Source organism: Nocardia heshunensis, assembly GCF_054782115.1.
Genome location: NZ_BAAGTC010000005.1, coordinates 840,584 through 864,973 on the forward strand (window position 1 = coordinate 840,584; position 24,390 = coordinate 864,973).

General features: G+C 67.9%; 20 protein-coding genes. 8 read left to right on the forward strand and 12 right to left on the reverse strand.

Going from position 1 to position 24,390, the window contains the following annotated elements:
* Window positions 1-6 precede the first annotated feature (6 nt).
* Both ACYVN4_RS22765 and ACYVN4_RS22770 read right to left on the reverse strand, forming a co-directional pair.
* Window positions 7-1,200: an RNA-guided endonuclease InsQ/TnpB family protein gene (locus ACYVN4_RS22765; protein ID WP_460723978.1), complete on the reverse strand. Its 1,194-nt coding sequence runs from the start codon at window positions 1,198-1,200 to the stop codon at window positions 7-9.
* Between the two features lie 113 nt (window positions 1,201-1,313).
* A complete protein-coding gene (locus ACYVN4_RS22770) occupies window positions 1,314-2,066 on the reverse strand; it encodes a CocE/NonD family hydrolase (RefSeq protein ID WP_460723979.1) in 753 nt (250 codons plus the stop codon).
* 104 nt (window positions 2,067-2,170) lie between these two features.
* On the opposite strand from ACYVN4_RS22770, the gene ACYVN4_RS22775 reads away from it, so the two are divergent.
* Together ACYVN4_RS22775 and ACYVN4_RS22780 are read left to right on the forward strand one after the other, a co-directional pair.
* On the forward strand, window positions 2,171-2,962 hold the full coding sequence (locus tag ACYVN4_RS22775) for an SDR family NAD(P)-dependent oxidoreductase (protein WP_460723980.1): 792 nt from the start codon (window positions 2,171-2,173) through the stop codon (window positions 2,960-2,962).
* Window positions 2,963-3,106: 144 nt separating this feature from the next.
* Window positions 3,107-3,889, forward strand: coding sequence for a VOC family protein (locus ACYVN4_RS22780; RefSeq protein ID WP_460723981.1), 783 nt, complete (start codon window positions 3,107-3,109; stop codon window positions 3,887-3,889).
* A gap of 61 nt (window positions 3,890-3,950) precedes the next feature.
* Here the strand turns inward: ACYVN4_RS22780 and ACYVN4_RS22785 are convergent, their stop codons facing one another.
* The gene (locus tag ACYVN4_RS22785; RefSeq protein WP_460723982.1) at window positions 3,951-5,087 is read right to left on the reverse strand and encodes a lipase family protein; all 1,137 of its coding nucleotides are present in this window, start codon (window positions 5,085-5,087) and stop codon (window positions 3,951-3,953) included.
* A 119-nt stretch (window positions 5,088-5,206) separates the two neighbouring features.
* Between ACYVN4_RS22785 and ACYVN4_RS22790 the strand changes: the two genes are divergently transcribed.
* Window positions 5,207-5,851: a TetR family transcriptional regulator gene (locus tag ACYVN4_RS22790; protein WP_460723983.1), complete on the forward strand. Its 645-nt coding sequence runs from the start codon at window positions 5,207-5,209 to the stop codon at window positions 5,849-5,851.
* 24 nt (window positions 5,852-5,875) lie between these two features.
* Here ACYVN4_RS22790 and ACYVN4_RS22795 read toward each other — a convergent pair whose 3' ends face one another.
* Window positions 5,876-7,030, reverse strand: a complete 1,155-nt coding sequence (locus ACYVN4_RS22795; protein WP_460723984.1) for an erythromycin esterase family protein — start codon at window positions 7,028-7,030, stop codon at window positions 5,876-5,878.
* 92 nt (window positions 7,031-7,122) lie between these two features.
* On the opposite strand from ACYVN4_RS22795, the gene ACYVN4_RS22800 reads away from it, so the two are divergent.
* Window positions 7,123-7,827: a MerR family transcriptional regulator gene (locus ACYVN4_RS22800; protein ID WP_460723985.1), complete on the forward strand. Its 705-nt coding sequence runs from the start codon at window positions 7,123-7,125 to the stop codon at window positions 7,825-7,827.
* Here the strand turns inward: ACYVN4_RS22800 and car are convergent.
* Both car and ACYVN4_RS22810 read right to left on the reverse strand, forming a co-directional pair.
* On the reverse strand, window positions 7,824-11,351 hold the full coding sequence (car, locus tag ACYVN4_RS22805; RefSeq protein WP_460723986.1) for a carboxylic acid reductase: 3,528 nt from the start codon (window positions 11,349-11,351) through the stop codon (window positions 7,824-7,826). The two genes, ACYVN4_RS22800 and car, sit on opposite strands and share 4 nt — an antisense overlap.
* 187 nt (window positions 11,352-11,538) lie before the next feature.
* On the reverse strand, window positions 11,539-12,237 hold the full coding sequence (locus tag ACYVN4_RS22810) for an alpha/beta hydrolase (protein WP_460723987.1): 699 nt from the start codon (window positions 12,235-12,237) through the stop codon (window positions 11,539-11,541).
* Window positions 12,238-12,320: 83 nt separating this feature from the next.
* Between ACYVN4_RS22810 and ACYVN4_RS22815 the strand changes: the two genes are divergently transcribed.
* Window positions 12,321-13,202 carry an AraC family transcriptional regulator gene (locus tag ACYVN4_RS22815; protein ID WP_460723988.1) on the forward strand — a complete coding sequence of 294 codons (882 nt, stop codon included), beginning with the start codon at window positions 12,321-12,323 and terminating at the stop codon, window positions 13,200-13,202.
* A 29-nt stretch (window positions 13,203-13,231) separates the two neighbouring features.
* Here ACYVN4_RS22815 and ACYVN4_RS22820 read toward each other — a convergent pair whose 3' ends face one another.
* Window positions 13,232-14,779, reverse strand: coding sequence for an MFS transporter (locus tag ACYVN4_RS22820; RefSeq protein ID WP_460723989.1), 1,548 nt, complete (start codon window positions 14,777-14,779; stop codon window positions 13,232-13,234).
* A 344-nt stretch (window positions 14,780-15,123) separates the two neighbouring features.
* Between ACYVN4_RS22820 and ACYVN4_RS22825 the strand changes: the two genes are divergently transcribed.
* On the forward strand, window positions 15,124-16,428 hold the full coding sequence (locus ACYVN4_RS22825; RefSeq protein WP_460723990.1) for an MFS transporter: 1,305 nt from the start codon (window positions 15,124-15,126) through the stop codon (window positions 16,426-16,428).
* Window positions 16,429-16,630: 202 nt separating this feature from the next.
* Window positions 16,631-17,683, forward strand: coding sequence for a tryptophan--tRNA ligase (gene trpS, locus ACYVN4_RS22830; protein ID WP_460723991.1), 1,053 nt, complete (start codon window positions 16,631-16,633; stop codon window positions 17,681-17,683).
* A gap of 13 nt (window positions 17,684-17,696) precedes the next feature.
* On the opposite strand, the gene ACYVN4_RS22835 is transcribed toward trpS, so the two are convergent.
* Window positions 17,697-18,908, reverse strand: a complete 1,212-nt coding sequence (locus ACYVN4_RS22835) for a serine hydrolase domain-containing protein (protein WP_460723992.1) — start codon at window positions 18,906-18,908, stop codon at window positions 17,697-17,699.
* Window positions 18,909-19,059: 151 nt separating this feature from the next.
* Here ACYVN4_RS22835 and ACYVN4_RS22840 point away from each other — a divergent pair, with 151 nt between their 5' ends.
* Window positions 19,060-20,097: a helix-turn-helix domain-containing protein gene (locus tag ACYVN4_RS22840; RefSeq protein WP_460723993.1), complete on the forward strand. Its 1,038-nt coding sequence runs from the start codon at window positions 19,060-19,062 to the stop codon at window positions 20,095-20,097.
* Here ACYVN4_RS22840 and ACYVN4_RS22845 read toward each other — a convergent pair.
* The 4 genes from ACYVN4_RS22845 to ACYVN4_RS22860 all read right to left on the reverse strand — a co-directional run bounded on the left by ACYVN4_RS22845 (window position 20,024) and on the right by ACYVN4_RS22860 (window position 24,388).
* Window positions 20,024-20,749: a DUF998 domain-containing protein gene (locus ACYVN4_RS22845; protein ID WP_460723994.1), complete on the reverse strand. Its 726-nt coding sequence runs from the start codon at window positions 20,747-20,749 to the stop codon at window positions 20,024-20,026. The genes ACYVN4_RS22840 and ACYVN4_RS22845 overlap by 74 nt on opposite strands.
* A gap of 2 nt (window positions 20,750-20,751) precedes the next feature.
* Window positions 20,752-21,504: an SDR family oxidoreductase gene (locus tag ACYVN4_RS22850; RefSeq protein WP_460723995.1), complete on the reverse strand. Its 753-nt coding sequence runs from the start codon at window positions 21,502-21,504 to the stop codon at window positions 20,752-20,754.
* A gap of 120 nt (window positions 21,505-21,624) precedes the next feature.
* Window positions 21,625-21,897 (reverse strand): hypothetical protein, encoded by a 273-nt coding sequence (locus tag ACYVN4_RS22855; RefSeq protein WP_460723996.1) that lies wholly within the window; start codon window positions 21,895-21,897, stop codon window positions 21,625-21,627.
* A gap of 94 nt (window positions 21,898-21,991) precedes the next feature.
* Window positions 21,992-24,388, reverse strand: coding sequence for an ATP-binding cassette domain-containing protein (locus ACYVN4_RS22860; RefSeq protein WP_460723997.1), 2,397 nt, complete (start codon window positions 24,386-24,388; stop codon window positions 21,992-21,994).
* Between the last annotated feature and the right edge of the window lie 2 nt (window positions 24,389-24,390).

Here is a 24,390-nt window from a genome sequence, read left to right on the forward strand (position 1 = left end):
TCTGGCTCAAACTGCCTGGTCGTTCAGCAAACGCACAGGTCTGACGTTCTCAGCACCAGCAGGGGCGAAACCAGCCCTGTTTAGAACAACGCGCGCAGCGTTGAGGTCGCGATTCGAAATCTGCCCACAACGAGCGCAAGTGTAGGTACGCAAGGATAGTGGCAAGTGGTGTTTGGTTCTCGCACCACATCTCCCACAGTCCATTGTGCTGAATTGCGGAGGCACGAAGGCAATCTCGCGACCATGTTTGCGAGCCATCGCTGTCAGTGCCAGCTTGCTGGCGCCGATTGCAGCGTCAGCGGCCTTACGCGCCATCTTCGAACCTGCCAGAAAGCGGGGTCGGAAGTCCTCGACCGCAATCCGATCGAAGTCCCGCACCACGGCTTTGGCCCACTTGTGAGCCGTATCGCGACGCTGGCGTGCGACCTTCATGTGCAGCCGAGCGGTCCGAATCTTGGCCCGCCGGTAGCCAGCGGAAGCAGAAGTCCCGCGCGCCGGTCGACGGCGCGCCATCGCTCGCTGGCAGTGGCTCAATCGCGCGGCTGAGGTCCGCCCATACTGAGGATGAGCGAGATCGTGAGTGGTACTTGTAGTCGTCGCGATCGTAGCCACGCCCCAGTCGATGCCAATCGCCGAACCAGTGCTGGCGAGCGGATCCCGGGGCGCTGCAACCACAAATGACGCGTACCAATGCCCGAGCGCGTCACAGTAGATGCGGACACTCGACGGTACGCCCGGCAAGTCGCGCGACCACACCACCCGCACCGAGATACCGCCCGCCAGAATCAGCGCGCCATCGATGAGTCGATGGCCACGCAGGGTGTAGTTCATCGTCGGTCGTGCGAGGTGCTTCTTCTTGAATCGCGGCCATCCAGCACGGCGCCGCAGCGGCACTCGATTCGCAATGTCGGCCATCGCCTTTCGTCGTGAACGCGAAAAGTCTCGGATGACTTGCTGCTGCGGCACCGATGAACCCGCGCGAAGCCAGTCATGTTCGGCTCGCCATTCCGTGAGCATCCGACACAGACCAGCGAAGCTGATGGAGGTGTTGTTTGCGTGCGCAATCCGCGATTGCGCCACGCATTGATTCCACACCCACCGGCACCGATCCCACTCAGCCAGTATCGCCTTACGAGCTGTGCTCGACATGCGCAGTCGGTACGTGTATCTGACTTGCACTTCAGCGGCCAGACCGCTCATGCGTTCGACGATAGCGCGGAATCTTCACCGCCACAGGCGAATTACGGGAACACCTTGTGGTCAATTAGGTACCACTCGTTTCGAATGCTCGAATTTCCCTCATTCAGAGAGCATTACGCCACTGCCTGCTTCACCAGAGCGAGCCCGACTGAGACCGATTTACCCCAATTTGCCGGAATAGACAGTTCGGCGGCCTGCAGCTGGTTGATGGCCGAGTAGGAGATGCCGGACATGCCGACCTTGCCGTCCGACCACGGCTGCTGCGCGGCCCAGTCGATGACCTCGGCGCTGTCGCGCTGTTCGCGCTCCTGGAAGACCTGCCAGACGCCCTCGGAGAAGCCGGTGCCGCGCACGTCGGCGACGACCTGGGTGTAGCCGGACTGGATCAGCTTGCGGTCGGCGGTGAAGACCCGGGCCGCCCCGCCGGGGAGCGTCTTGACCAGGTCGGAGAGGCCGCCGAGACCGACACCGGACAGGTCGAAACCCTGCAGGAAACCCGACAGCGTGTCCGACAGTCCCGGAATCGACAGCGCCGAATCCGCGATCATGGACACGAGTTTCGTGTACGGGGTGAGGTTCACGATGGTGGGCAGCGGGGTGTCGACGATGTGCCCGGCGGCGTCCATGGGCCGATACACATTGGCCTTCAGGACGGTGCCGTCGCTCATGGTGATCGGCACATCCCAGTCGATGTGCACGCCCGGATACTGCGGCGGCGCATCGGCGGTGGCGGTCCAGCCCGCGCCCAGCGCTCCGGCGTCGGGTTCGGCCGTGGCCAGCGGCTGGACCATCGCCCCGACGGTCACGGCCGTGGCCAGCAGTGCGAGCGCGCCCAGCGTGCGGGCCCTGATCTTCCGAAGTCTCATCCCATCCCCATGGCATCGTTTGGAAACAACCGCGTACCCAACGGTCGGACTGTAACGGCCGACACTCTCGTACGCAAACGTGCCCCGTGTCATAGGTTGGCCGAATGAGCACAGCAACAGGCGAATTGGCGGGACGGGTGGCGCTGGTGACCGGCGGCGGACGCGGGATCGGGCGGGCCATCAGCCACGCGCTGGCCGCGCGCGGGGCGGCGGTCGCGGTGAACTGGGCACGGGATGAGAAATCGGCCGAGGAGACCGTGGCCGAACTGCGTGCGACCGGTGCGAGCGCGCTGGCCGTGCAGGCTCCCGTCGACGATCCGGACGCGGTGGCCGCCATGGTCGATCGGGTGAGCGGTGAGCTCGGACCGATCAGCGTGCTGGTCCACAATGGCGGCATCGCCAGCCGCGGCCGGTCGGTCGCGGACACCGATCCCGCCGAAGTGGAACGGCTGCTGCGCATTCAGGCCATCGGGCCGCATCACCTGAGCGGGCTGGTGTTGCCGGGAATGCGCGAGTGCCCGCGCGGCGACATCGTCATGATCAGCAGCGTGGCCGCGCACGGTCTCGGTGCGAACGGCGCGCCCTACAACATGGCGAAGGCCGCGCTCGAGGCGCTGGCGCACACCCTCGCGAAGGAGGAGGCCGCCAACGGGATTCACGTCAATATCGTCGCGCCGGGTCTGGTCGCCTCGGATATGGGCGACCGGCTCACCAAGGCGCTCAGCGGCGGCGCCGTCGCGCGGGCCGCGGACCTCGACGCGAGTTCGCCGTTCGGTCATGTCTGCCGTCCGGAGGAGGTCGCCGACGTGGTGGCGTTCCTGGTCTCCCCCGCCGCCGGATACCTCACCGGCCAGCGGATCGTGGTCGACGGCGGGGCCTATCCGCACCGCGCGTGAGAGCGGTCGGCGAGTCGTCGGCGAAGGTTCAATATCAATTCACGACCGGTCGGTATTACGAGTCCGGAGGACCGGGAAGCGTGGTTAGCTGACCATGCGCCTGCCCTCCGACAGGCCCACACCGACCGTTCTCGGGAGGATCCCATGCCCACAACCGACAAGCCTTGGCCGCAAGGAACTCCGTGTTGGGTCGACTGCTCCGTCGACGATCCCGCCGCCGCGCGGGACTTCTACTCCCAGCTGCTGGGCTGGGACGTGCTCGACAGCCCGCCGGAGGCCGGCGGCTATCTGATGGCCATGCTCGACGGCCGCCCGGCCGCCGGCATCGGGCCCAAGATGGGTCCGGGACCGATGCCCTCGGTGTGGACCACCTACTTCGCCGCCGACAGCGCCGACTCGGTCGCGGGCGCGGTGCAGGCGGCGGGCGGCATGGTGTTCATGCCGCCCATGGACGTCATGGACGTCGGCCGCATGGCCATCGCCGCCGACCCCGGCGGCGCGGTGTTCGGCGTCTGGGAGCCCAAGGCGCACACCGGAGCCGGGATCTTCAACGAACCCGGCGCGTACTGCTGGAACGATCTGCACACCACTGCGTACGCGCCGTCGCAGGAGTTCTACCGTCAGGTCTTCGGCTGGTCCTTCGAGGAGATCGGTGGCGGCGGCATGACCTACTCCACCTTCGCCGGAGCCGACGGCCGTCCCATGGGCGGCGCGGCCGACACCACCGGCCAGCCCGGACCGGACGCCAACTACTGGCTGACCTGGTTCCAGGTCGCGGGCACCGACGCCGCGCTGGAGAAGGCCAAGGAGCTGGGCGCGACGGTCATGATGGGGCCGGACGACAGCCCGTTCGGGCGGATGGGCATCGTGGCCGGACCGCAGGGTGAGGTCTTCGGACTCATCGACACCACGGTCACCATCGGCTGAACCGACTTGCCTCGACAAGGCCGAGCGGCGTTGCGCCACTCGGCCTTTCCCATGTCTCGGGTCAGGCGAACAGGCGCGCCACGAACGGCACGCTGTCGGCCAGCGACGCGATCATCGCGCCGCTGTGATCCTTGCCCGGGTACACGTGCACCTCGGGATGCGTTCCGGCAGCGGCCATATCGGCCACCAGCTTGGCGGTCAGCGGCGCGGGCACGTCGGTGTCGTTGGTGCCCTGACCGATGAACAGCGGACGGTCGTAACCGGTCAGCGGCACATCCATGACCGTGCGCGCGACGGGCACGAAGTCGCCCTCGGACAGCGGCTTGGACACCAGCTGGTTGAGCGAGATACCGGTGGCGCGGTCGGCCATATCGGCGAAGCAGAGCGTCTGCCCGTCGGTCACCAGCTGCTTGCCGAGCGGGGTGAGGTAGCTGTCGAGATCGAAGTCGGGGCGCGCGGCCTTCAGGCCGTTGAGTACGTAGGTGGCGTACGCGGTGATGTGCGAGGAGCCGATGGGCGGCGTGTTCGGGCCGATCAGGGTGGCGGCGTCGACGATATTGGAGGCCGGGCCGGTGGCCACCGCGCCGCGGTAATCCAGTTCGGGCGCATAGGAAGTCGCGAGCGAGGCGGTGAAAACCGTTGCGCCGCCGCCCTGTGACTGGCCGATGGCCACCCATTTCTGGGCGAGGGTGTCGTTCACCGCGTGCGCGGCGCGGACCATGTCGATGGCGGCGTGCGCCTCGGCGCGGCCGTCGAGGTAGGCGTGGATGCCGGGGGTGCCCAGCCCGATGTAGTCGGTGGCGACGATGGCGTAACCCTGCTTCAGCCAGGTGGCCAGGAAGCCGTTGTCGCGGTCGGAGCGGCCCGTCACCGAGGGCGCGCAGTCGTCGCCGATGCCGACGGTGCCGTGCTCCCAGGACAGCACCGGCCAGCCGCCGGGCGGCGGGGTGCCCGCGGGGGTGAACACCACACCCGTGGACAGGGCGGGCTGATCGGAGGAGTCGCGGGTCCAGTAGGTCAGCTTGCGGGCCGAACCCGTGCCGTCGAGCCATAGGTTCTCCGGTAGCGCCTCGTCGCCGATCACGACTCCCGGGGCCTGCCCGGTGCGGGCGGGCGGGTCGGCCAGGGCGGTGGCGGTCACCGGGCCGGTGGCCAGCAGTGCCGCCGAGACCAGCGTGATCACGGTGCGTCGGGTCATCGGTGGGTCCTCTCGTACTCATCTCGCCTTGGTGTCACAGTGAGACACTTCGGTCAGACTATCCTGTGAAGTGTCACATTGAGACACCAGGGTGGTCGACACGACGACGAGAGGACGGGATGACGGCACCGACCGGGCTGCGGGAACGGGAAAAGGCCAGGGTGCGCGGCGAATTGATCGACGCCGCGCTGCTGCTGTTCGAACACCGCGGCTTCGAGCAGACCACCGTGCAGGAGATCGCCGACGCCGCCCACGTCTCACGCCGCACCTTCCACCGGCATTTCCCGTCCAAGACGGCCGTCGTGTTCGCGCACGAGGAGGACGTGATGGCGCATCTGCTGGCCGCGCTGGACCTGCGCCCGCCCGGCGAGGCGGTGTTCGCCGCGCTGCGAGCCGCGCTGCGTGATTTCCTGCTCGACGATTCCCAGGCCGAGTTGCGCCGCCGCCAGGCCGACACCGCGCGGCGGGCCCGCCTGGTTCTGATTACCAATCCGCAACTGCGCCAGGAGAATTTCACCGGCGCTTTCGGCCGCCGCGACGCGCTGGCCCGCAATTTCGCCCACCGCGGCGGACTGGCCGAGGACGATCTGCGCGCCAAACTCGCGGCCTCCACCTGCTTCTCGGCGTTCGGTGTGGGCCTCGACCACTGGGTGACGCAGCCGGATCCGTCGGTGCGCGGGCTCTACGAGATTCTCGACGCCACGGTGGCCGCCCTGCAGCACGGACTGGAGATCGCCTCGGCGACAGGCGATCCCGAGTCCTGAACCGCAGGACGGTCACCGCGTTGGTCAGCGGTGGACCGGCTCCGATATCGCCGCGCCGTCACTGATGTGGAGGATGACGTCGGTCCGCTCGAGCAGGTCCGCTGTCAGCGGGAAATGGCCGTGCGGAACGGCATCCGTGCGGGGGTGGCCGGTTCCGGCCTGGTAGGCCGGGGTCAGGCCCCAGGTGTGAACGTGGGTGTCCAGCAGGCCCTCGTAGGTGTCCGGGGCGGGTGCGCCCAGGCCGATAGCCGCACTGCGGCCGAGGCTTCCGGCGATGACCGTGTAGTCGATATCGCCGAGGGCGTCGATGATCGCGCCCGCGCTGGACCAGGTGTGGTCCTGGCCGGGCAGGGACATGGTGCTGGAGGTGCGCTGCAGGTGCAGGTTGTGGGAGAAGACCAGGGTCGGGCCGCGGCGGGACTCCAGACGGCGGATGGCGAGCAGGTTGTGGGCCATGAGCGTGTCGCGGATGGCGAGCAGCGGGGTCACGCGCACGGCCGCCGGGAGGGGACGGGCGCACTGGGCGTGGTAGCGGAGCAGGCCCAGACCGGCGGTGAGATGCGTTTCGGCCCTGAACCATTGGCTGCGGGACGTGGCGGAGATCAGCTCGGGGGCGCGGCGGTGGAGTTCGAAGAGCATGTCCTCGCCGAGGTCGTGCAGTTGCCGCGCTTCGGGGGTCGCGCCCGGGGACATGGCCGGGTCCAGGACGGATTCCGGGCGGCTCCACCGGTGGTCGTCTCCGGCGAGGCGCGCCACATCGTGGTCGAGGCCCAGGTAGTCGCGGGCGAATTCGAGGTAGGGGCGGGGGCTGGGGGCACTGTAATTCTCTGTGGGAGCGTCGAATCCGTGGAAGGTGACGCGATCTTCCGGTGGCCGGGTGCGGTTGTGGTCGCGGATCCAGGCGATCAGCTGCCGGTTGGTCTCGCGTTCGCCCCATTCGTGGGAGAAGCCCGCGCGGACAACCTGTTCGAGGTCCCCGGGGTCGCCCTGGACGTAGTCGTTGACGGTCAGCGCGGCGACGCGGTCGATCTCGAGGGCGATGGAGCGGAAGCCGTGATCGACCAGCGTGGCGAGGAGTTCATTGCGGAGCCGGCTGAAAGCGGGGTCCTGGTGGTTCGGCTCCCCCAGGCCCAGCAGCTCGCAGGAGGCTGGGACGAAGTCTCGAATGTCCTGAGTCATGTCCATGAATCGTATCGTTGAAACGTCCGTTTGCAGTTGGTGCGATATCTGCCCAGGTTGTCTTCACGATCTCCTAGTAAAGTCTCAAACCGATGTCCAACCTGCGACCCACGGATCTAGCCCGCACACACGGTCTATCGGCCCAAGCCGTGCGCAACTACGAGGACGCCGGATTCCTGCCGCCCGCCGCCCGCACGGCCAGCGGCTACCGGATCTACACCGAGACGCATGTTGCCGCGCTGGACGCGTTCCTGGCGCTGGTGCGGGCCTACGGGCATGCGACGGCGGGCCGGATCATGACCGCCGTCCACGAGGACGATCTGGACACCGCCCTGCTGCTGATCGATCGCGGCCACGATCAGTCGCTGCGCGATCGCGACACCCTCGACACCGTCCGCCGGGCCGTGCACCACCTGACCGCCGAAACCGACGGCACCGCAGCGACTTCCGAGACCACCGCCTGGAGCATCGGCGAACTGGCCCACCATCTCCAGGTGACCGCGGCGACGCTGCGGAAATGGGAGCGGGCCGGAATCCTGCTTCCGGCAAGGGAATCGGGCACCGGCTACCGCAGCTACACCGCCGACGACCGCCGTGACGCCGAGCTCGCGCACCTACTGCGCCGCGGCGGCTACCCGCTCGGGCGGATCGCCACCGTTGTCGTACAGGTGCGCGCGGCGGGCGGCACCGATTCCCTGGCCCGAGCTCTGGAGGATTGGCGTGACCGGCTGACCGCGCAAAGCCTGGCGAGGCTCGACGCGGCCGGTCTGCTCTCCCGATACCTGCGCGAGCGTTAGAGCAAGCCGCGCAAGCGTAGGTCCGTCACGTACTTGTCGATGAGTTCCCTTGTCAGGTGCGGGATGTCGCCGTTCGGCCCGAGCTTCGCCTGCTGGACCGCGGCCTGGAACCGTTTGGCCGGAAGCAGCGAGCCCGCGATGGGGTGGCCGGGGCGGTGGTAGGCGTGCAGTAGCGGCTGGACCGAGGCGGTGCGCTGGTGTTCGGGCAGGGTGCGCAGGGCGGTGTCGAAGCGGGTGAACCAGTCGCCGTAGTCGTCGATGCGGTCGATGGGGTGGCCGGATTCGATGAGCCAGTCCATGAATTCGTCGAGGGAGATGCCGTCGTCGTGCGGGTTGAGGACGTCGTAGGTTTCGAAGCCTTCGGTGACGCGCGTACCAAGGGTGGTGATGGCGGCGGCGGTGAAGTCGGCTGGTAGGCCGTCGTAGTGGGCGCGACGGCGGTTGCCGTGGGAGTCCAAGGCGTAGAACGACTTCGGGGCCAGGCCGGTGGCGAGCACGCTGAGCAGCAGGCGGGTGAACATGTCGGGCAGGTTGAACTGTCCGGCGAAGTCGCTGTGCGCCAGGATCATGTCCGAGCGGAATACAGCCACCGGCAGCCCGCACAGGTCGTGCGCCTCGCGCAGTAGTACTTCACCGGCCCACTTGCTGTTGCCGTAGCCGTTGGCGTACCCGTCGTCGAGACTGCGCACGGCGCTGATCTCGCGGATGTCGCCGTCCTCGGTGAACACGGCCGGGTCGATCTGGGCGGCGACCGCGACGGTGGACAGGTAGGTGACCGGTTTGCGCGTGGTGGTGAGGGCCAGGCGGATGACCTCGGCGGTGCCCACCACGTTCGGGCCGAACAGTTGGCCGTAGGGCAGGACATGGTTGACCAGTGCTGCCGGGTGCACGATGAGGTCGACGGTGTCGGCGAGCTCCTGCCAATCCGCTTGGCTCAGGCCGAAATTCGGCTCGCCGATGTCGCCGGGAAGCACCTTCAGCCGCCGCTGGGCCAGCTCGCGGTAGTGGGCGAGCAGCGCGGGATCGCCGCTGTCGAAGACCTCGTCCAGCCGTCGGCGTGCGGCCTCGGCGTCCCGGCCGCGAATAATGCAGACCAGCGTGCCGTCGATCTCATCCAGGCGCTGTAGCCATTCCAGGCACAGGAAGCGGCCGAGGTAGCCGTTGGCACCGGTCAGCAGCACCGTGCGGGGCGGCTGCGAGGCGAGCGGCAAGGTGGGCGCGGCCGCCAGGGTCGGCGCGTCGACGAACCGGTCGAGGGTGAGGTCGGTGGCGCGAATCTCGGTGCCGCCGTGGATGGTTGCCGCGGTCGGCCGGGTGCCGCCGGAGTCGCGTTCGGTTTCGATGTGCGTGGCGAGCTGGGCCAGTCCGTTGGCGGAGCTGACGATGACGCCGACGGGCACCTCGACGTCGAACAGCTCGCGCAACAGCGTCGAGAACGACAGCGCCGAGAGCGAATCCCCGCCCAGGTCGGTGAAATGCGCGTCGGGCGCGGGCTCTTCGCCACCGAGAATCGCGCGAGCGGCCCGGCGCACCGTTTCGAGCACCGGCAGGTCGGCCGCCGCGGCACGCAGGGCGGCCAGCTCGTCGGTCTGCTGTTGCGCCAGCTCGGCGTACAGCTCGTCCAGGCGTGCGCCGTAGCGTTCTTTCAGCTTGGGCCGCAAGTGCTTTCCGATGCCGGACAGCAGCCCGTTCTCCTGGGTGAACGGCTCGTCCTCGAGCAGGAAGGCGCGCGGGATCTCATAGGATTCCAGTTGCGACGCCTTGGCGATGTCCTGCAGCGACGCGGTGATGGCCGCGGCGCGCGCGTCGGGTTCGAGTGCGCGGGCGGCCTCGGTCGGCACGATCACCGCGAGCAATTGCGCTCGCTCACTGGAGCCGTGCACGAAGATCTGCGCAATGAGCGGGCTGGTGGCGTAGGCGGCCTCCAGCTTCGCCACGGCGACGAACTCGCCCTGTGACAGCTTGAGCACGTTGTTGCGGCGGTCCACGTAGACGAGGTAGTCGGGCCGGACCTCGGCGACGATATCGCCGGTGCGGTAGAAGCCGTCCGCGTCGAAGATCTCCGCGGTCACCTCGGGGCGTTTGAAGTAGCCGGGGATCTGCATCATGGTCTTGACCAGCAGCTCACCGCGCGGATGCGGCTTGTCGGTGGAGAAGTAGCCGAGTTCGGGCACATCCTCGAGCCGGTAGTCGATGACCAGTGGGCGGCGGATCTCATTGTCGATGAGGATGCCACCGCCCGCCTCGGTGGAGCCGTAGCCGTCGATCATCGGCTGCCCGAGCACCGAGTTCATGAACTCCTTCATCTCCGCGGAGATGGGGGCGCTGCCGACCATGACGCGGGCCAGGCGACCACCCAGGAACTCTTCGCGCAGTGCGGTTTTCACGGCCAGGTCGGCGTCGGCGGCGGATTCACCGGCTGCGCGGCGGCGGGCGGTGTCGCTCTGGTAGCGCTGGAACACCATGTCGCACACGCGCGGTACGAAGAAGATCTCGGTGGGGCGGACCAGGGCGATGTCCTCGAACAGGGTCGACATATCGCTGGAGGCGGCGAAGTAGGCGGTGCCGCCGCGGGAGAAGGTGCCGTTGAGCACCATGCGCCCGGCCACGTGGCTCAGCGGCATGTAGCAGAAGTTCACGACCGGGGCCGGAATCATGGTGGGGCCCAGCCACATTCCGGCCACCAGCCGGTGCGGGTACATCGCGCCCTTCGGGGTTCCGGTGCTGCCGGAGGTGTAGATGAGCAGGGCGAGCTCGTCCCCGTCGGCCGCGACGTGCAGCGGGACGTCAGGCAGCGTCGCACCCCGATCTGCCACGGCGGCAAGTGATTCCACGGTGACGAGGCCAGACTCCTCGGCGCGACGCTGCGCGGCGGCGAAGGTCTCGGCCTGCCGGTCGTCGGCGGGTTCGAAGTCGAACACCACGATCGAGGTGACCGGGGTGCCGCTCAGCACGCAGTCGAGGGCGGGTTCGAGCAGTTCCAAGCTCACCGCCAGTGCCCGCGACGCGGTCTCGGTGATGATCGAATGCCATTGCGCGGCAGAGGCACTCGACTGCAGCGGCACGGTGACCAGGCCCAGCCGGACGGCGGCGAGTTCGACGGCTGCGAAATCACCGCTGGCGAAGCCGAGCACGGCCAGGAAGTCCCCGGCGCGCAAAGGATTACGGTCCCCGTGATGCAGACCGGCGGCGATCCGACCGGCATGCGACCACAGCTCGCCGTAGCTGGTGGTCTCGTATTCGGGCAGCAGCCGCCGGGTGCGCCGCCCCTCGGGGTCGACGACGATCTCGGCGGCGCGTTCGCCGATGGCCGGACGCTCGGCATAACCCTCCATGAGGGCCGCGGCGATCTGCGCCAGGCCCAGGCCGGACTGCTGCGCCGCGGCGCTCACCTCGGGTTTCGGCACGGCGACGCGAATCTGTTCGTCGGCCATCAGGCGCTCGAAGCGCTTGGCGACCTCGCTCTGTGCGAGCCTGTCGGCGATCTGCTGGGTCATTTGCGCGCGTGCGGTGTCGTCGACCATGAACTGCCTCCCTGGATCCGCGCCGATTCGGCTCGCGCAGCCATCATGAGTCGCGAGTTGCGTTCCGGCGACCGGATTTCACCCGTCAATTAGCGTTGCTAACTATTCCACGATGCGCGGGCGGAGGGAGAAAGTCAAGAACCCCGCGACGCATCCCTGCCAGGATGCGCCGCGAGGCGACAGCGTGCTAGTTGTAGCCCAGATCGGCCACCGCGGCATCGATCAGATCGGCGATGGCCACCGGCTGCGAGGCCAGCGAGGCGTGACTCGCGGCCAACTCGACGGTCCGGCGCGGGTTCATGCGCTCGGCCATGCGGCGCTCGTTGTCCGGGTTGATCATGCGGTCCTCGGTGGAGACCTGGTACCACGACGGCTTGGACCGCCAGGCCGGGTCGGTGACGGTGTCACCGAAGGTGGACCCGAGCGGGGCCTTCTGGGTGACGGCCATGACCAGTGCCTCGTCCTCAGGCAGGTCCTGGCAGAAGCCGCCGTGGAACTTGTCCTGGTCGATCCAGAGGTAGCCGTCGGAATCCGGGGCGATGACATCGACCGCGGCGGGCGGCAGCTGCTCGGTGAGCTGACCGGGGCTCTCCCCCGCGTCCGGCGCGAACGCCGCGACATAGACCAGACCCTCGACATTGGGCTCGGTTCCAGCCTCGGTGATGACCGCGCCACCGTACGAATGCCCCACCAGCAGTACCGGTCCCGCCACCTGCCGCACCATCTTGCGGGTGCGCTCGGCGTCGTCGGCCAGGGAGGTGAGCGGGTTCTCCACCGCATGCAGCGACTCGTAGCCACGCTTGCGCAGTTCCACGATCAGCTTGGCCCAGTGGGCCGCGCCACCCCAGAATCCGTGCACCAGAACTATCGCGGGCTTATCCGCCATGGCGTATCTCCTCTCATAGTGCTGATCCGTCTTCGCTTCCCGGGTTGCCGGATTTACGCTAGTCGGATGATGAGGCAAAGACCATGACGGAATCGCCGCGAAATTTTGCCGATTCACCGGAAATCGGGGATTTGGATGCGCTCTCGGAGATCCTGGAGACGGTGCGGCTGCGGGGGCGGGGCGTCTCCCGCCACACCGCCGGACCCGGTGCGCCGGTGCGGGTTCCGGCCGGGCGGGTGCTGCACATCGTGGAGCGGGGCACGGTGCGAGTACGGGTCGAGGGCGAATCAGCCGACACCACAGTCGGTTCCGGGGACATGGTGGTGCTGGCCCGCGGAGACGCGCACGAGCTCGAGGCCGTCGACGGCCCCGCCGCCTGGGTGACCGGGTCGTTCCTGGTGGACGAACCGCAGGCGGCGCCACTGCTTTCCGTGCTCGCACCCGCGATCGTCATCTCCGGACAGGGTCCGGGCCGGGAGTGGTTGCCGCTCAGTCTGGATCTGCTGCTGGTCGAGGTCATCGAGCCCAGACCCGGTGCGGCCGCGATGATCTCGCGCATCCTGGATCTGCTGTTCATCCACGCGCTGCGGGCCTGGTCGACCGATGCGGCCGCGCCCGGATGGCTCACCGCCGCACTCGATCCCGCGCTCGCGCCGGTGCTGACCGCCATCCACCGCTCCCCCGCGGCCCCTTGGTCGGTCTCGGATCTGGCCGGCCTGGCGGCCATGTCGCGCACCACGTTCACCGATCGATTCACCCGCCGCATGGGCCAGCCGCCCGCCGCCTACCTGGCCGACCGGCGGCTGGCCCGCGCCGCGACCCTGCTGCGCACCACCTCGATTCCGGTTGCCGCCCTGGCCCATCAGGTCGGCTACGACTCCGAGGCGGCGTTCAGCCGCGCCTTCCGCCGCCGCTACGAGGTGCCGCCGCTGCGCTACCGCAAAGGCGACGGGCAGCTGAATTAGCGCCACCTGGCGAAGGCGGCGGCTGCCGGTCAGACCAGCGCGTCGTCGGCTGCGCTGGGTTCGGCGGCGGGCCGGTCGGTGCGCAGCAGCAGGCCGCAGCCGAGGGCGGCCAGCACCATCACGAGCGCACCGGCCACGGCCATGGTGTTCATGCCCGAGGTGAAGGCCGCGCGAGCGGCGGCGAGCAATGTGTCACCGGCCGCACCGGGCAGGGCGGCGCTGACACCCACTGCGCCGCCCAGGGTTTCGTGGACGGTGTGGGCCGCGGCGGCGGGCAGGTCGGCGGGAACGGCTCGGTCCACGTGGTGTTCGTAGACGGCCGCGCCGATGCTGCCGAGCACCGCGATGCCCAGCGCACCACCGAATTCGCCTCCGGTCTCGAGCACCGCGGAGGCGGCACCGGCTCGCTCGGGGGCGACCGTGCCGATTGCCAGGTCGGTGACCAGGGTCATCACCATCACCAGGCCCGCGCCAAGCAGTCCTGCCGCGATCAAGACCAGCACCAGCGAATGCACGCCCACCAGGGCCATGACCGCGAAACCCGAAGCCGCGACGAGGAATCCGGCGGCGACCACCGGACCCGGGCCGACCTTCGGCGCGAGCGCGGCTGCCAGCGGCGCGGCACCGCCCACCAGGACGGCAGGGGCCAGGCTCCACAGGGCCGCGATGAACGGGCTCAAGCCGAGGACCGACTGCAGATACTGGGTCACGAACACCGCGTTGCCGACCAGCGCGAACATGCCGAGCAGCTGCGCGGCCACCGACACCGAGTAGGCGCGGCGGATGAAAAGCGCTGCATCCAGCATGGATTCGGGCACCTTGCGTTGCCGGATCGCGAACACCACGCCGACTGCGAGACCGGCCAGCAGGATCAGCAGCCGCGCCGGGGTGAATCCGTTGGCGGCCCACTCTTTCAAGCCGTAGATGACCGGGAAGACCGCCGCCAGCGACAAGGCCGCGCTCGGCCAGTCGAAGCGCTCCGTCCGCGCCCCACGGAATTCCGGCAGCAGCGCCGGGGCCGCGACCAGCAGCACCACCATCGCCGGGATATTGATCAGGAACACCGATCCCCACCAGAAGTACTGCAGCAGTGCGCCGCTGAGCACCGGTCCGATCGCGACGCCGCCCGTCATCACTCCGGCCCACACGGCCATCGCCTTGGTGCGGTCGCCGTCGTGGGTGAAGATATTGCGGATCAGCGCCAGGGTGGACGGCATGAGCGTGGCCCCCGCAATGCCCAGCACCGCGCGAGCCGCGATGAGCGACTCCGCATTCGGTGCGTAAGCCGCCGCGAAGGAGGCCACGCTGAACCCGACCGCACCGATCAGCAGCAGCCTGCGGCGGCCGATGCGGTCACCGAGCGCGCCCATGGTGAGCAGCAGTCCGGCCAGCACGAAGCCGTACACATCGAAGATCCACAGCTGCTGTGTCGCACTGGGATCGAGATCGCGGACAATGAACGGCACCGCGAAATACAGCACCGAGACGTCCATGGAGACCAGCAGCAGCGGCAGGATGAGGACCGCCAGCGCGACCCATTCCCGCCGACCCGCACGCCGGATTTCTTCGCTGTTCATCGACTGTCGTGACTTTCGTTCCGGGAGAGGCGAACCGGCGTCAGCCTGCCCGAACCGCCTGGCAGCCCCCTGGTACCGGCTTGCCAGCCCGCTGCCAGCAGGTCGGGACACCATGACCGGTCGAGCTCCGTTCAGCCAGGCTGGGCTACGTCCGAACCGCACCCGCACAACCCGTCCACTCCGGCTCCGCCCGGCCACGCTGTCCACACCAGGTCCGCGCAGGCTTCATCCCGTCCATCTGAGCTACAGCCCGTTCGCTCCGAGCTGATTTGCGCGCCGAGCGCGTGGTGATCCGATGGGTCACACTCGAACACGCACACATCCGACGAATTGCCCGAGGAACCATGCCCAACCTCCCCGACGACGCACTACGCGTCGAAACCCCTGCGCGTTACCGGATCTCGAATGCGGCGGCCTTCTGGCTGCTGGCGGTCGCGCTGGGGTTGTTGCTGTTCGCGTCGGCGGCGCCGTCGCCGATGTATCCGGTGTATCAGCAGATGTGGCATTACTCGTCGCTGGTGTCGACCGGGGTGTATGCCGCCAATGCCATTGCGCTGCTGGTGACCTTGCTGTTCGCCGGGTCGCTGTCGGACCACATCGGGCGGCGGCCGGTGCTGGTCGCGGCGGTGCTGGTGGAGTTGGCCGGAACGCTGGCCTTCGCCGAAGCGCAGTCGGTGACCTGGCTTTTCACCGCCCGCATCGTGCAGGGTATCGCCACCGGCCTGGCTACGGGCGCGATCACCGCGACCCTGATCGACCTGCAGCCCGCCGAATCCCGGCTGGGGGCGCTGATGACGAATGTGGCGGCGGGCGGCGGGCTTGCGGTGGGCGCGATCAGCTCCGGGCTGCTGGTCGCCTACGCGCCCGCGCCGACTCGGCTGGTGTATTGGCTGCTGGCGGCGGCGTTCACCATCATCGTGGTCGGCGTGCTGCTGATTCCGGAGACGGTGCGGCCCGACGGGCAGGGAATGGCGTCGCTGAAGCCCAGAGTGTCGGTGCCGCAATCGGTTCGGGCGGCCTTCGTGAGCCTGGTGCCGTCGATCACGGCCACCTGGGCGTTGGGTGGGCTCTACCTCGCGCTCGGCGGGGCGCTGATGCGGGTGCAGTTCCACGTGTCCACGCCGCTGGCGGGCGGGCTGGTAGTCGTTGCGCTGCAGGGCACGTCGGCGGTGACCGCACTGCTCGCCCGGGACTGGACCATCGATCAGGCGTTGCTGCGCGGGCCGATTCTGCTCATGAGTGGTGTCTCGGTCGCGTTGTTGGCCGCGGCGACGCATTCGGTGTGGCTGTTCTTCGCCGCCAGCATCGTGGCCGGGATCGGGTTCGGGCCGTCGTTCTCGGGGGCGCTGCGCATGCTCACCGGGCTGGCGCCCGCCGAGGCGCGCGCGGAGGTGGTGACAGCCATCTACGTGGTGTCGTATCTGTCGCTGAGTGTTCCGGCGGTGATCGCTGGGCTGTGCGTGCTGCGATTCGGCTTGGCCGCCACCACCTACGGGTACGGGTTCATCGTGATCGCCCTCGAAGCGGTCGCCATGATCGGGTCGCTGCGGCATCGTTCGCCGCACACCGCGATGGCCGGGCATCTGTGCCCCGCGCCCTGCCCGGGTTCGGTCGCGCCCATGCCGCGGGTGGTGTCCGCGCATCCGTGACTGTCGCGCCACGCTGGTGACATATGCCCTGGGCCGAGCCTGACCCGTCTTGTTAAGGTGGACAGATGAATTCCACCCGTCAGGCTTGGCGTCGGCTGCTCTAGCAGCCCGATCAACCATGACCACGGGCTGTACGCAGCCCGTTCTCCTGACCGGACCCGGCAGCGCGTGCAGTCCTCGATGAAACTTCAGGAGTTGTACGGTGACCACCCCTTCGGATTCCTTCGCCGCCACCCGCGACCGCAGTGACGAACTGGCCGCCGAGGTAGCCGCCCACCCCGACCGCTTCCGCGTCCTCACCGGCGAACGCCCCACCGGCAGACTGCATCTGGGCCACTACTTCGCCACCATCCGCGAGCGCGTCCGCCTCCAGAATCTCGGCGTCGACCTCTGGGTCATCCTCGCCGACTACCAGGTCATCACCGACCGCGACAGCCTCGGCGCCGTCCGCGACAACGTCCACAGCGCCGTCCTCGACTACGCCGCCGCCGGCATCGACATGACCCAAGCGACGATCTTCACCCACTCCGCGGTCCCCGCCCTCAACCAACTCATGCTCCCGTTCCTAAGCCTGGTCACCGAGGCCGAACTCCACCGCAACCCCACGGTCAAAGCCGAACTGGCAGCCTCCGGCCGAGCCTTGAGCGGCCTGATGCTCACCTACCCCGTCCACCAGGCCGCCGACATCCTCTTCTGCAAAGGCAACCTGGTCCCGGTAGGCAAAGACCAACTCCCCCACCTGGAACTAACCCGAGTAATAGCCCGCCGCTTCAACGAACGCTACGGCCACGTCTTCCCCGAGCCCCAAGCCCTACTCACCTCTACCCCCGACATCCCCGGCCTGGACGGCCGCAAAATGTCCAAGAGCTACGGCAACGCCATCTCCCTCTCCATGACCGCCGACGAAACCGCCGCCGTGATCCGCCGCACCCCCACCGACTCCACCCGCACCATCACCTTCGACCCCGAATCCCGCCCCGGCGTCTCGGCCCTGCTCACCACCGCCGCCCTCTGCCTGGGCAGCGACGAACAAACCCTCGCAGACAAAATCGGCGACGCCGGCAGCGGCGCCCTCAAAAAACTCGCCACCGAAGCGGTAAACGACTACTTCGCCACCCACCGAGCCCGCCGCACCGAACTAGCCGCCGACCCAGACTTCGCGAGCACGATCCTCCGCGAAGGCAACCACCGCGCCAACGAATTCGCAGACCGCACCCTGTCCGAAGTCCGCACCGCCATGGGCACCCTCTACTAGCCCCCCACCAAGATCAGTCCTCCAGGGCGGTGTAGACGGTGGTTAGGAAGTCGGCGCCTAGGGGGCTGCGCCATTCGGCGGCGATGATTATGTTGGCTGATTGGACGAAGAGGAGGGTTACCAGGGCTTTTTCGGGGTCGGCGTACCAGTCGGTGCCTAGGCCGCCGGGCCAGGAGAGGGTGCCTACCGAGGGGACGCCGCCGTTGGGTTCTGTTTGGAGTTTGACGCCGTAGCCGAAGCCTTGGTCTGTCCAGATGGCTTGGCCCAGTGGAGGGTTGAACGGGGGGTTCGCGTGCTGTTCTGGGGTGAGGTGGTCGCGGCTCAGGGCTGCGAACAGGTCGGGGGACAGGATGCGGACGCCGTTGAGTTCGCCGCCGTTGAGGAGCATGTGGGCGAAGCGGGAGTAGTCGTCAACGGTGGAGACTAGGCCTGCGCCGGCGGAGGGGAAGAGGGGGTTGGTGGACCAGGCGGTGGTGGCGGGCCGGTCCAGTTCGGTGGAGTCGGGGCCGTAGAGGACGCTGAGGCGGGCTCGCTTCGCTTCGGGCACTGCGAAACTGGTGTCCACCATGCCCAGGGGGTTGAGAACGCGTTCGCGGAGAACGGTTTCCAGGGGTTGGCCGGTGATGCGGGTGAGGAGGATGCCGAGGACGTCGGAGGCGGTGTGGTAGCGCCAGAGGGTGCCGGGCTGGGCGATCAGGGGGAGTTCGCCGAGCTTGCTCAGCCACTCGTCGGGGGAGAGTTTTTCGGCGTTGGGGACGCCGATGGCGCTGGCGATGGGATCGGCTGTGAGGGCGAACAATTGGGGGGCGAGGCTGGAGGTGCCCCAGCCCAGGCCGAAGCGGTAGGTGAGGAGGTCTTCGAGGGTGATGGGGCGGTCGGCGGGGACTACGTCGTCGAGGGGGCCTTCGGGGTCGCGCAGGACGGTGCGGTTCGCCAGTTCGGGGAGCCACGGGTCGATGGGGTCGTGCAGGTCGATGAGGCCGTCCTGGACCAGGGTCAACGCGGCTACCGCGGTAATGGGTTTGGTCATGGAGGCGATGCGGAAGAGGGTGTCGCGCTGCATGGGGAGGTCGGCGGCGCGGTCGCGCCAGCCGACGGCGTCCACCTGGGCGAGCTCACCGTGGCGGTAGATCATGGCTACCGCGCCGGCCACTTCGCCGCGCTCGACGTAGCCCTCGAGGACTTCGCTCACCTTCGCCAGGCCGTCGGCCGAAAAACCGTTCACCACAATCGCTCCCTTCACATCGGCAGTCACCATCAACCGCCGGCGGCCACCGATATTCCCGGCCACGGAAGTGGGGGCATCACGGCGGTCGACAGCGGTTCTACAGTTCGATGACGGGACAAGCATTTCGGCAATTCGGAAGGACGAGCACGTGGACACCCCGAACCCCGCACTGGCCAATACGGTTTCGTCGCAGATCGCCCGCGTGGTGCTGGATACCGCGGTGGCGTGCGGCATCGACGCGGCCAAGGCGGCGCGGGCCGGAACGATGGATCCGCACCTGCTGCACGACGACCTGGTTCGGGTGCCCTCGGCCAACCAGTACCGGCTGTGGCTGCTGATGCATCACGTGCACGGCGACCAGATCGGGGTGCGGGCGGCCGAGGTGGCCGAGCCGGGCCGGCTGGGCGCCTGGGACTATCTGCTCGCCCATGCCCCGACACTGCCGGAGGGGCTCCGCGATGCTGCGCGTTTCGCGGCCGGGCCGTGCGATCCCCGAGTGCGGCTCCAGGTGCACGAGCAAGGCTCGATGCTGACGGTCACCCACCACGGCAGCGGCTACGGCGAGATCGGCGGTGTCGTCAGCGAATTCGCGATGATTCTGCTGACCACCCGCGCCCGTGCCGCCTTCGGAGACCAAGCCGCGCCGGTCCGAGTCGATTTCGCGCATCCCGCGCCCCGCGACCACCGCGTGCTGGCCGCCGCCCTCGGCACCGACGAGGTGCACTTCGGGCAGCGTGCCGACAAGATCCACTACCGGCTCCCCGTACGTCACGCCGATCCCCGCCCGCACGATCCCTACCTCCGCCGGATCGTGCAGGTGTCCGCACAACGCGCCATCGACGAGGCCCGCCCGATCCGCGGCTGGCTCGAAACCTTCCGCGCCACCCTGCGTCTGGAGGCGGCCCGCGGGCACGCCGTGCCGGTCGCCGCCCTCGCCACCCGGCTCGAGATCGGCGACCGCACCCTGCAACGCCGCCTGTCGGAGGCCGGTACCTCCTGGAGCGCGGAGCTGGCCGCGGTGCGCCGCGACCAGGTCACCCATTTGCTGCGCAATACCAGCCTGACCGTGCAGACCATCGCGCTGCGCACCGGTTACAGCGATGCCCGCGCGCTCAGTCGCGCTTTCGACGGCTGGACCGGCCAGTCCCCGAGCGCCTATCGCCGCGCCCACCGCGAGACGAACTGAGCAGCACGAATCCGACCTGCCCACCCCAGAGGGTGAGGCTGTCGAAGGCGATCCGCTCCGACACCCCCGCACCAAGGCCGAAATGGCCTTTGGCGAACAGAAATACACTACCGACCACCGAAAGCGCCACGGCAACAACGGTGCCGACGGCCAGCGCGGGGTGTCGGCGCGCGACCTCCCGCGTGATCAGAGCCATCCCGAGGAGCTGCACCAGCCACTGCACCACCGCGATGGTGTCGTGCGCCGGCCCCCGAATATCCCAGGGCGCCAACCCGATTCCCGCGATTCCGAGACCGGCGAGCGCCAGCAGCACACAGCCGATCCGGAATGCCCGGCCCCGCCACCACCGTGCCCACCCCAGCGCACCGACGCACATGAGCACCCCGGTCAGCACGAACATCACGTTCTGCGCCAGGTGATCCGGTGAGCACACCGACCGCGATAACCCGTCACGATCGGCGTAGTCACCACAGCGAGTGATCCCCAGATCACTGATGTAGTTGTCCGACAGGCTGTATCCCTCCGGCCACGCATGCGCCACCGCGAGCGAGACCGGGAAATACACCAGCGTCAGCAACCAGCAGACCGAGGTCACCCAGTGCAGCCGAGTGCGTTCGGCCGCGACCGGAGGCGATGTCAGGTCCGAGGACACGATCAGAACATCGCGCCGTTGGCGCGAATCGTCTGCCCCGACACCCAGCCCGCCTCATCACTGACCAGCCAGCCGACCACGGGCGCGGTGTCCGACGGCAGCCCGAGCCGCCCGTGCGGATTGTGCAATGCCGCCGCCGCAATGGATTCCGACGTCTCGGCACCCCGGAAGAAGTCGTCGTCGACCGGCCCGGGAGCCACCGCGTTGACGGTGATCCCGCGCGCGCCCAGCTCCTTGGCCGCCGCGACCACCATGCGCTCGACGGCCGCCTTCGACCCCGAGTACAGCCCGTAGGTGCCGGTCATGATCGAGGTGAGCGTCGTGGACAGCACCACGTACCGCCCGTTGTCGGCGAGGTAACGCGCGGCCGCGCGCAGCGTATTGAACGCGGTGCGGGTGTTGCGCACGATCAGCTGATCGAAGTCGTCATCGGTGGTGTCGGCGATGGGCTTCTTGATGACCCGACCCGGCACGTGCACAACAATGTCCAGCTTGCCGTGGCGCGCAACGACATCCGCGAACAGCGCGTCGACCTCGGCGGCCACGGCGGCGTCGGAGCGCTGGGCCTCGGCGGTCGCGCCGAGCTGCTCGAGTGACGCCAGCGTCTGCTTGGCCGCCTGCTCGTCGCCCTGATAGGTGACGATGGTGACCGCGCCGCGCGCGGCGATGGTGCGCGCGAATTCCGCACCCTGATTGCGCGTGCCGCCGATGATCAGCGCCACTTTGCCTTCGAGGTCCCGAGTACCCTGCGACATCAGTCGGTTCCCTTTTCTCTCTGCGGTTTTCGAACCTCGCCCATCCTGTCATCAGCGACAGGTCGGGCCCAGGACCGATCACGTCAGCAGGTAACCGAGAACGTCACGGGTCGCGAAAGGCTAAGGCGCGGCGGAGCAGAAGGGCTGGCAGGTGGAGGCGGGTGCGGGCGCCTTCGGGGCCGGATCGTGGAACTTCGCGTGACTCACCAGCACCGCGAGGCCGATCACGCCCAGCAGGATCAATACGGCACTGATCCAGGCCACCGCCCAGTTCTGACGGCGGACGGTGACCAGGATGGTGCCGTCGTCGCCCATCAGTACCGTGCCGAGCGGTGGCCCGGATAGCGGACCGAAGAACGAACTGCCCCAGTTGAATCCGAGAGTCGGAGGCACGGCAGACCCCAATCCTGAGCATGTACGGGCTTGGACATACAGCGGCCCAGAGTACGCTCCGACCCAATTAATAGCTATAGGCTATTTAGGCAGATTATCGGTTGTTTTTACCGTTTTGTCCGATGTATGCGGACAGGTGCTCACCGGTCAACGTGGACCGCGCCTGCACCAGATCGGCGGGCGTGCCCTCGAAGACGATCCGGCCGCCGTCGTGACCGGCCCCCGGACCGAGATCGACGATCCAGTCCGCATGCGCCATCACGGCCTGATGATGCTCGATGACAATGACTGATTTGCCGGAATCCACCAGCCGGTCCAGCAATCCGAGCAAATTCTCCACATCCGCCAGATGCAAACCCGTGGTCGGCTCGTCCAAAACGTAGACGCCGCCCTTCTCCCCCATATGGGTGGCCAGCTTCAGCCGCTGCCGCTCACCGCCGGACAGCGTGGTCAACGGCTGCCCCAGGCTCAGATACCCCAGCCCGACCTCCGAGAGATGCTGCACAATCTTGTGCGCCGCAGGGATTTTCGACTCGCCGGTGTCGAAGTACCCCAGCGCGTCGTCGACCGGCATGGCCAGCACCTCGCTGATATCCCGGCCGCCGAGCTTGTACTCGAGCACCGCCGCCTGGAACCGCTTGCCCTCGCATTCCTCACACACGGTCGCGACCCCGGCCATGATCGCCAGATCCGAGTAGATCACGCCAGCGCCATTGCACGCCGGGCAGGCACCCTCCGAATTCGCGCTGAACAGAGCAGGTTTCACGCCATTGGCCTTGGCGAACGCCTTACGAATCGGATCCAGCAGCCCCGTATAGGTGGCCGGATTGCTGCGCCGCGAACCGCGAATCGAGCCCTGATCGACCGAGATCACACCCTCCCCCGCCGGAATCGACCCGTGCACCAGCGAACTCTTGCCCGACCCCGCGACACCGGTGATGACCACCAGCACCCCCAGCGGAATATCGACGTCCACCTTCTGCAGGTTGTTGGCCGTGGCCCCGCGAATCTGCAACGCGCCCTTGGCCTTGCGCACCGAATCCTTGAGCGCGGCCCGGTCGTCGAAGTGCCGCCCGGTAATGGTCCCGCTGCCCCGCAGCCCCTCGACCGTGCCCTGGAAGCACACGGTGCCGCCGCCGGATCCCGCCCCGGGCCCGATGTCGACGATGTGATCGGCGATCGCGATGGTCTCCGGCTTGTGCTCGACCACCAGCACCGTATTGCCCTTGTCGCGCAACTGCAGCAGCAGATCGTTCATGCGCTGGATGTCGTGCGGGTGCAGCCCCACGGTCGGCTCGTCGAACACGTAGGTGACATCGGTGAGCGCCGACCCGAGATGCCGGATCATCTTGACGCGCTGGGCCTCTCCGCCCGACAGCGTGCTCGACGACCGATCCAGGCTCAGATACCCCAGCCCGATCTCCACGAACGAATCCAGCACCCCTTGCAGCGACTCCAGCAGCGGCGCAACGGATTTGTCCTTCAGCCCGCGCACCCAGTCGGCCAGATCGCTGATCTGCATGGCACACGCATCGGCGATGCTGATCTTCTTGATCTTCGAGGACCGCGCCAGCTCCGAGAGCCGGGTGCCGTGGCATTCCGGGCAGATCTGGAAGGTCACCGCGCGCTCCACGAACGCCCGCACATGCGGCTGCAGCGAGTCGACGTCCTTGGACAGGAACGACTTCCGGATCTTGGGGATCAACCCCTCATAGGTCAGGTTGATGCCCTCGACCTTGATCTTGGTGGGTTCCTTGTGCAGCAGGTCCGCCAGCTCGCGCTTGTTGTACTTCTTGATCGGCTTGTCCGGATCGAAGAACCCGCTGCCGATGAAGATCCGCCCGTACCACCCGTCCATGCTGTACCCGGGAATGGTGAACGGCCCCTCCCGCAGCGACTTGCTGTCGTCGTAGAGCTGGGTCAGATCGATGTCGTTGACCGCACCGCGCCCCTCACAGCGCGGGCACATGCCGCCGGTGATCGAGAAGCTGCGCCGCTCCTTGACCTGCTGCCCGTTCTTCTCCACGGTGACCGCGCCCGCCCCGCTGATGGAGGCCACATTGAACGAGAACGCCTGCGGCGAACCGACATGCGGGCTGCCCAACCGGCTGAACAGAATCCGCAGCATGGCGTTGGCGTCGGTGGCGGTGCCGACCGTGGACCGCGGATCCCCGCCCATGCGCTGCTGATCCACGCTGATCGCCGTGGTCAGCCCCTCCAGCACATCGACCTCCGGCCGCGCCAGATTCGGCATGAACCCCTGTACGAAGGTGCTGTAAGTCTCGTTGATCAGCCGCTGCGATTCCGCTGCGATGGTGTCGAACACCAGCGAGCTCTTCCCCGAACCGGACACGCCCGTGAACACGGTGAGCCGCCGCTTGGGCAGCTCGACCGAAATGTCCTTGAGGTTGTTCACCCGCGCACCGACCACCCGGATCAGGTCGTGACTGTCGGCGGTCGGTGCTTTCGGGGTGGACTTGCTCGTGGCCATGC

Coding starts and splice junctions, on each gene's coding strand:
- ACYVN4_RS22860 (WP_460723997.1), bottom strand. CDS start 24,388: ATGGCCACGAGCAAGTCCACCCCGAAAGCACCGACCGCCGACAGTCAC.
- ACYVN4_RS22800 (WP_460723985.1), top strand. CDS start 7,123: ATGTCCAACCTGCGACCCACGGATCTAGCCCGCACACACGGTCTATCG.
- ACYVN4_RS22825 (WP_460723990.1), top strand. CDS start 15,124: ATGCCCAACCTCCCCGACGACGCACTACGCGTCGAAACCCCTGCGCGT.
- ACYVN4_RS22850 (WP_460723995.1), bottom strand. CDS start 21,504: ATGTCGCAGGGTACTCGGGACCTCGAAGGCAAAGTGGCGCTGATCATC.
- ACYVN4_RS22810 (WP_460723987.1), bottom strand. CDS start 12,237: ATGGCGGATAAGCCCGCGATAGTTCTGGTGCACGGATTCTGGGGTGGC.
- ACYVN4_RS22790 (WP_460723983.1), top strand. CDS start 5,207: ATGACGGCACCGACCGGGCTGCGGGAACGGGAAAAGGCCAGGGTGCGC.
- ACYVN4_RS22820 (WP_460723989.1), bottom strand. CDS start 14,779: ATGAACAGCGAAGAAATCCGGCGTGCGGGTCGGCGGGAATGGGTCGCG.
- ACYVN4_RS22815 (WP_460723988.1), top strand. CDS start 12,321: ATGACGGAATCGCCGCGAAATTTTGCCGATTCACCGGAAATCGGGGAT.
- ACYVN4_RS22765 (WP_460723978.1), bottom strand. CDS start 1,200: ATGAGCGGTCTGGCCGCTGAAGTGCAAGTCAGATACACGTACCGACTG.
- ACYVN4_RS22780 (WP_460723981.1), top strand. CDS start 3,107: ATGCCCACAACCGACAAGCCTTGGCCGCAAGGAACTCCGTGTTGGGTC.
- ACYVN4_RS22795 (WP_460723984.1), bottom strand. CDS start 7,030: ATGACTCAGGACATTCGAGACTTCGTCCCAGCCTCCTGCGAGCTGCTG.
- ACYVN4_RS22785 (WP_460723982.1), bottom strand. CDS start 5,087: ATGACCCGACGCACCGTGATCACGCTGGTCTCGGCGGCACTGCTGGCC.
- ACYVN4_RS22775 (WP_460723980.1), top strand. CDS start 2,171: ATGAGCACAGCAACAGGCGAATTGGCGGGACGGGTGGCGCTGGTGACC.
- ACYVN4_RS22770 (WP_460723979.1), bottom strand. CDS start 2,066: ATGAGACTTCGGAAGATCAGGGCCCGCACGCTGGGCGCGCTCGCACTG.
- car (WP_460723986.1), bottom strand. CDS start 11,351: ATGGTCGACGACACCGCACGCGCGCAAATGACCCAGCAGATCGCCGAC.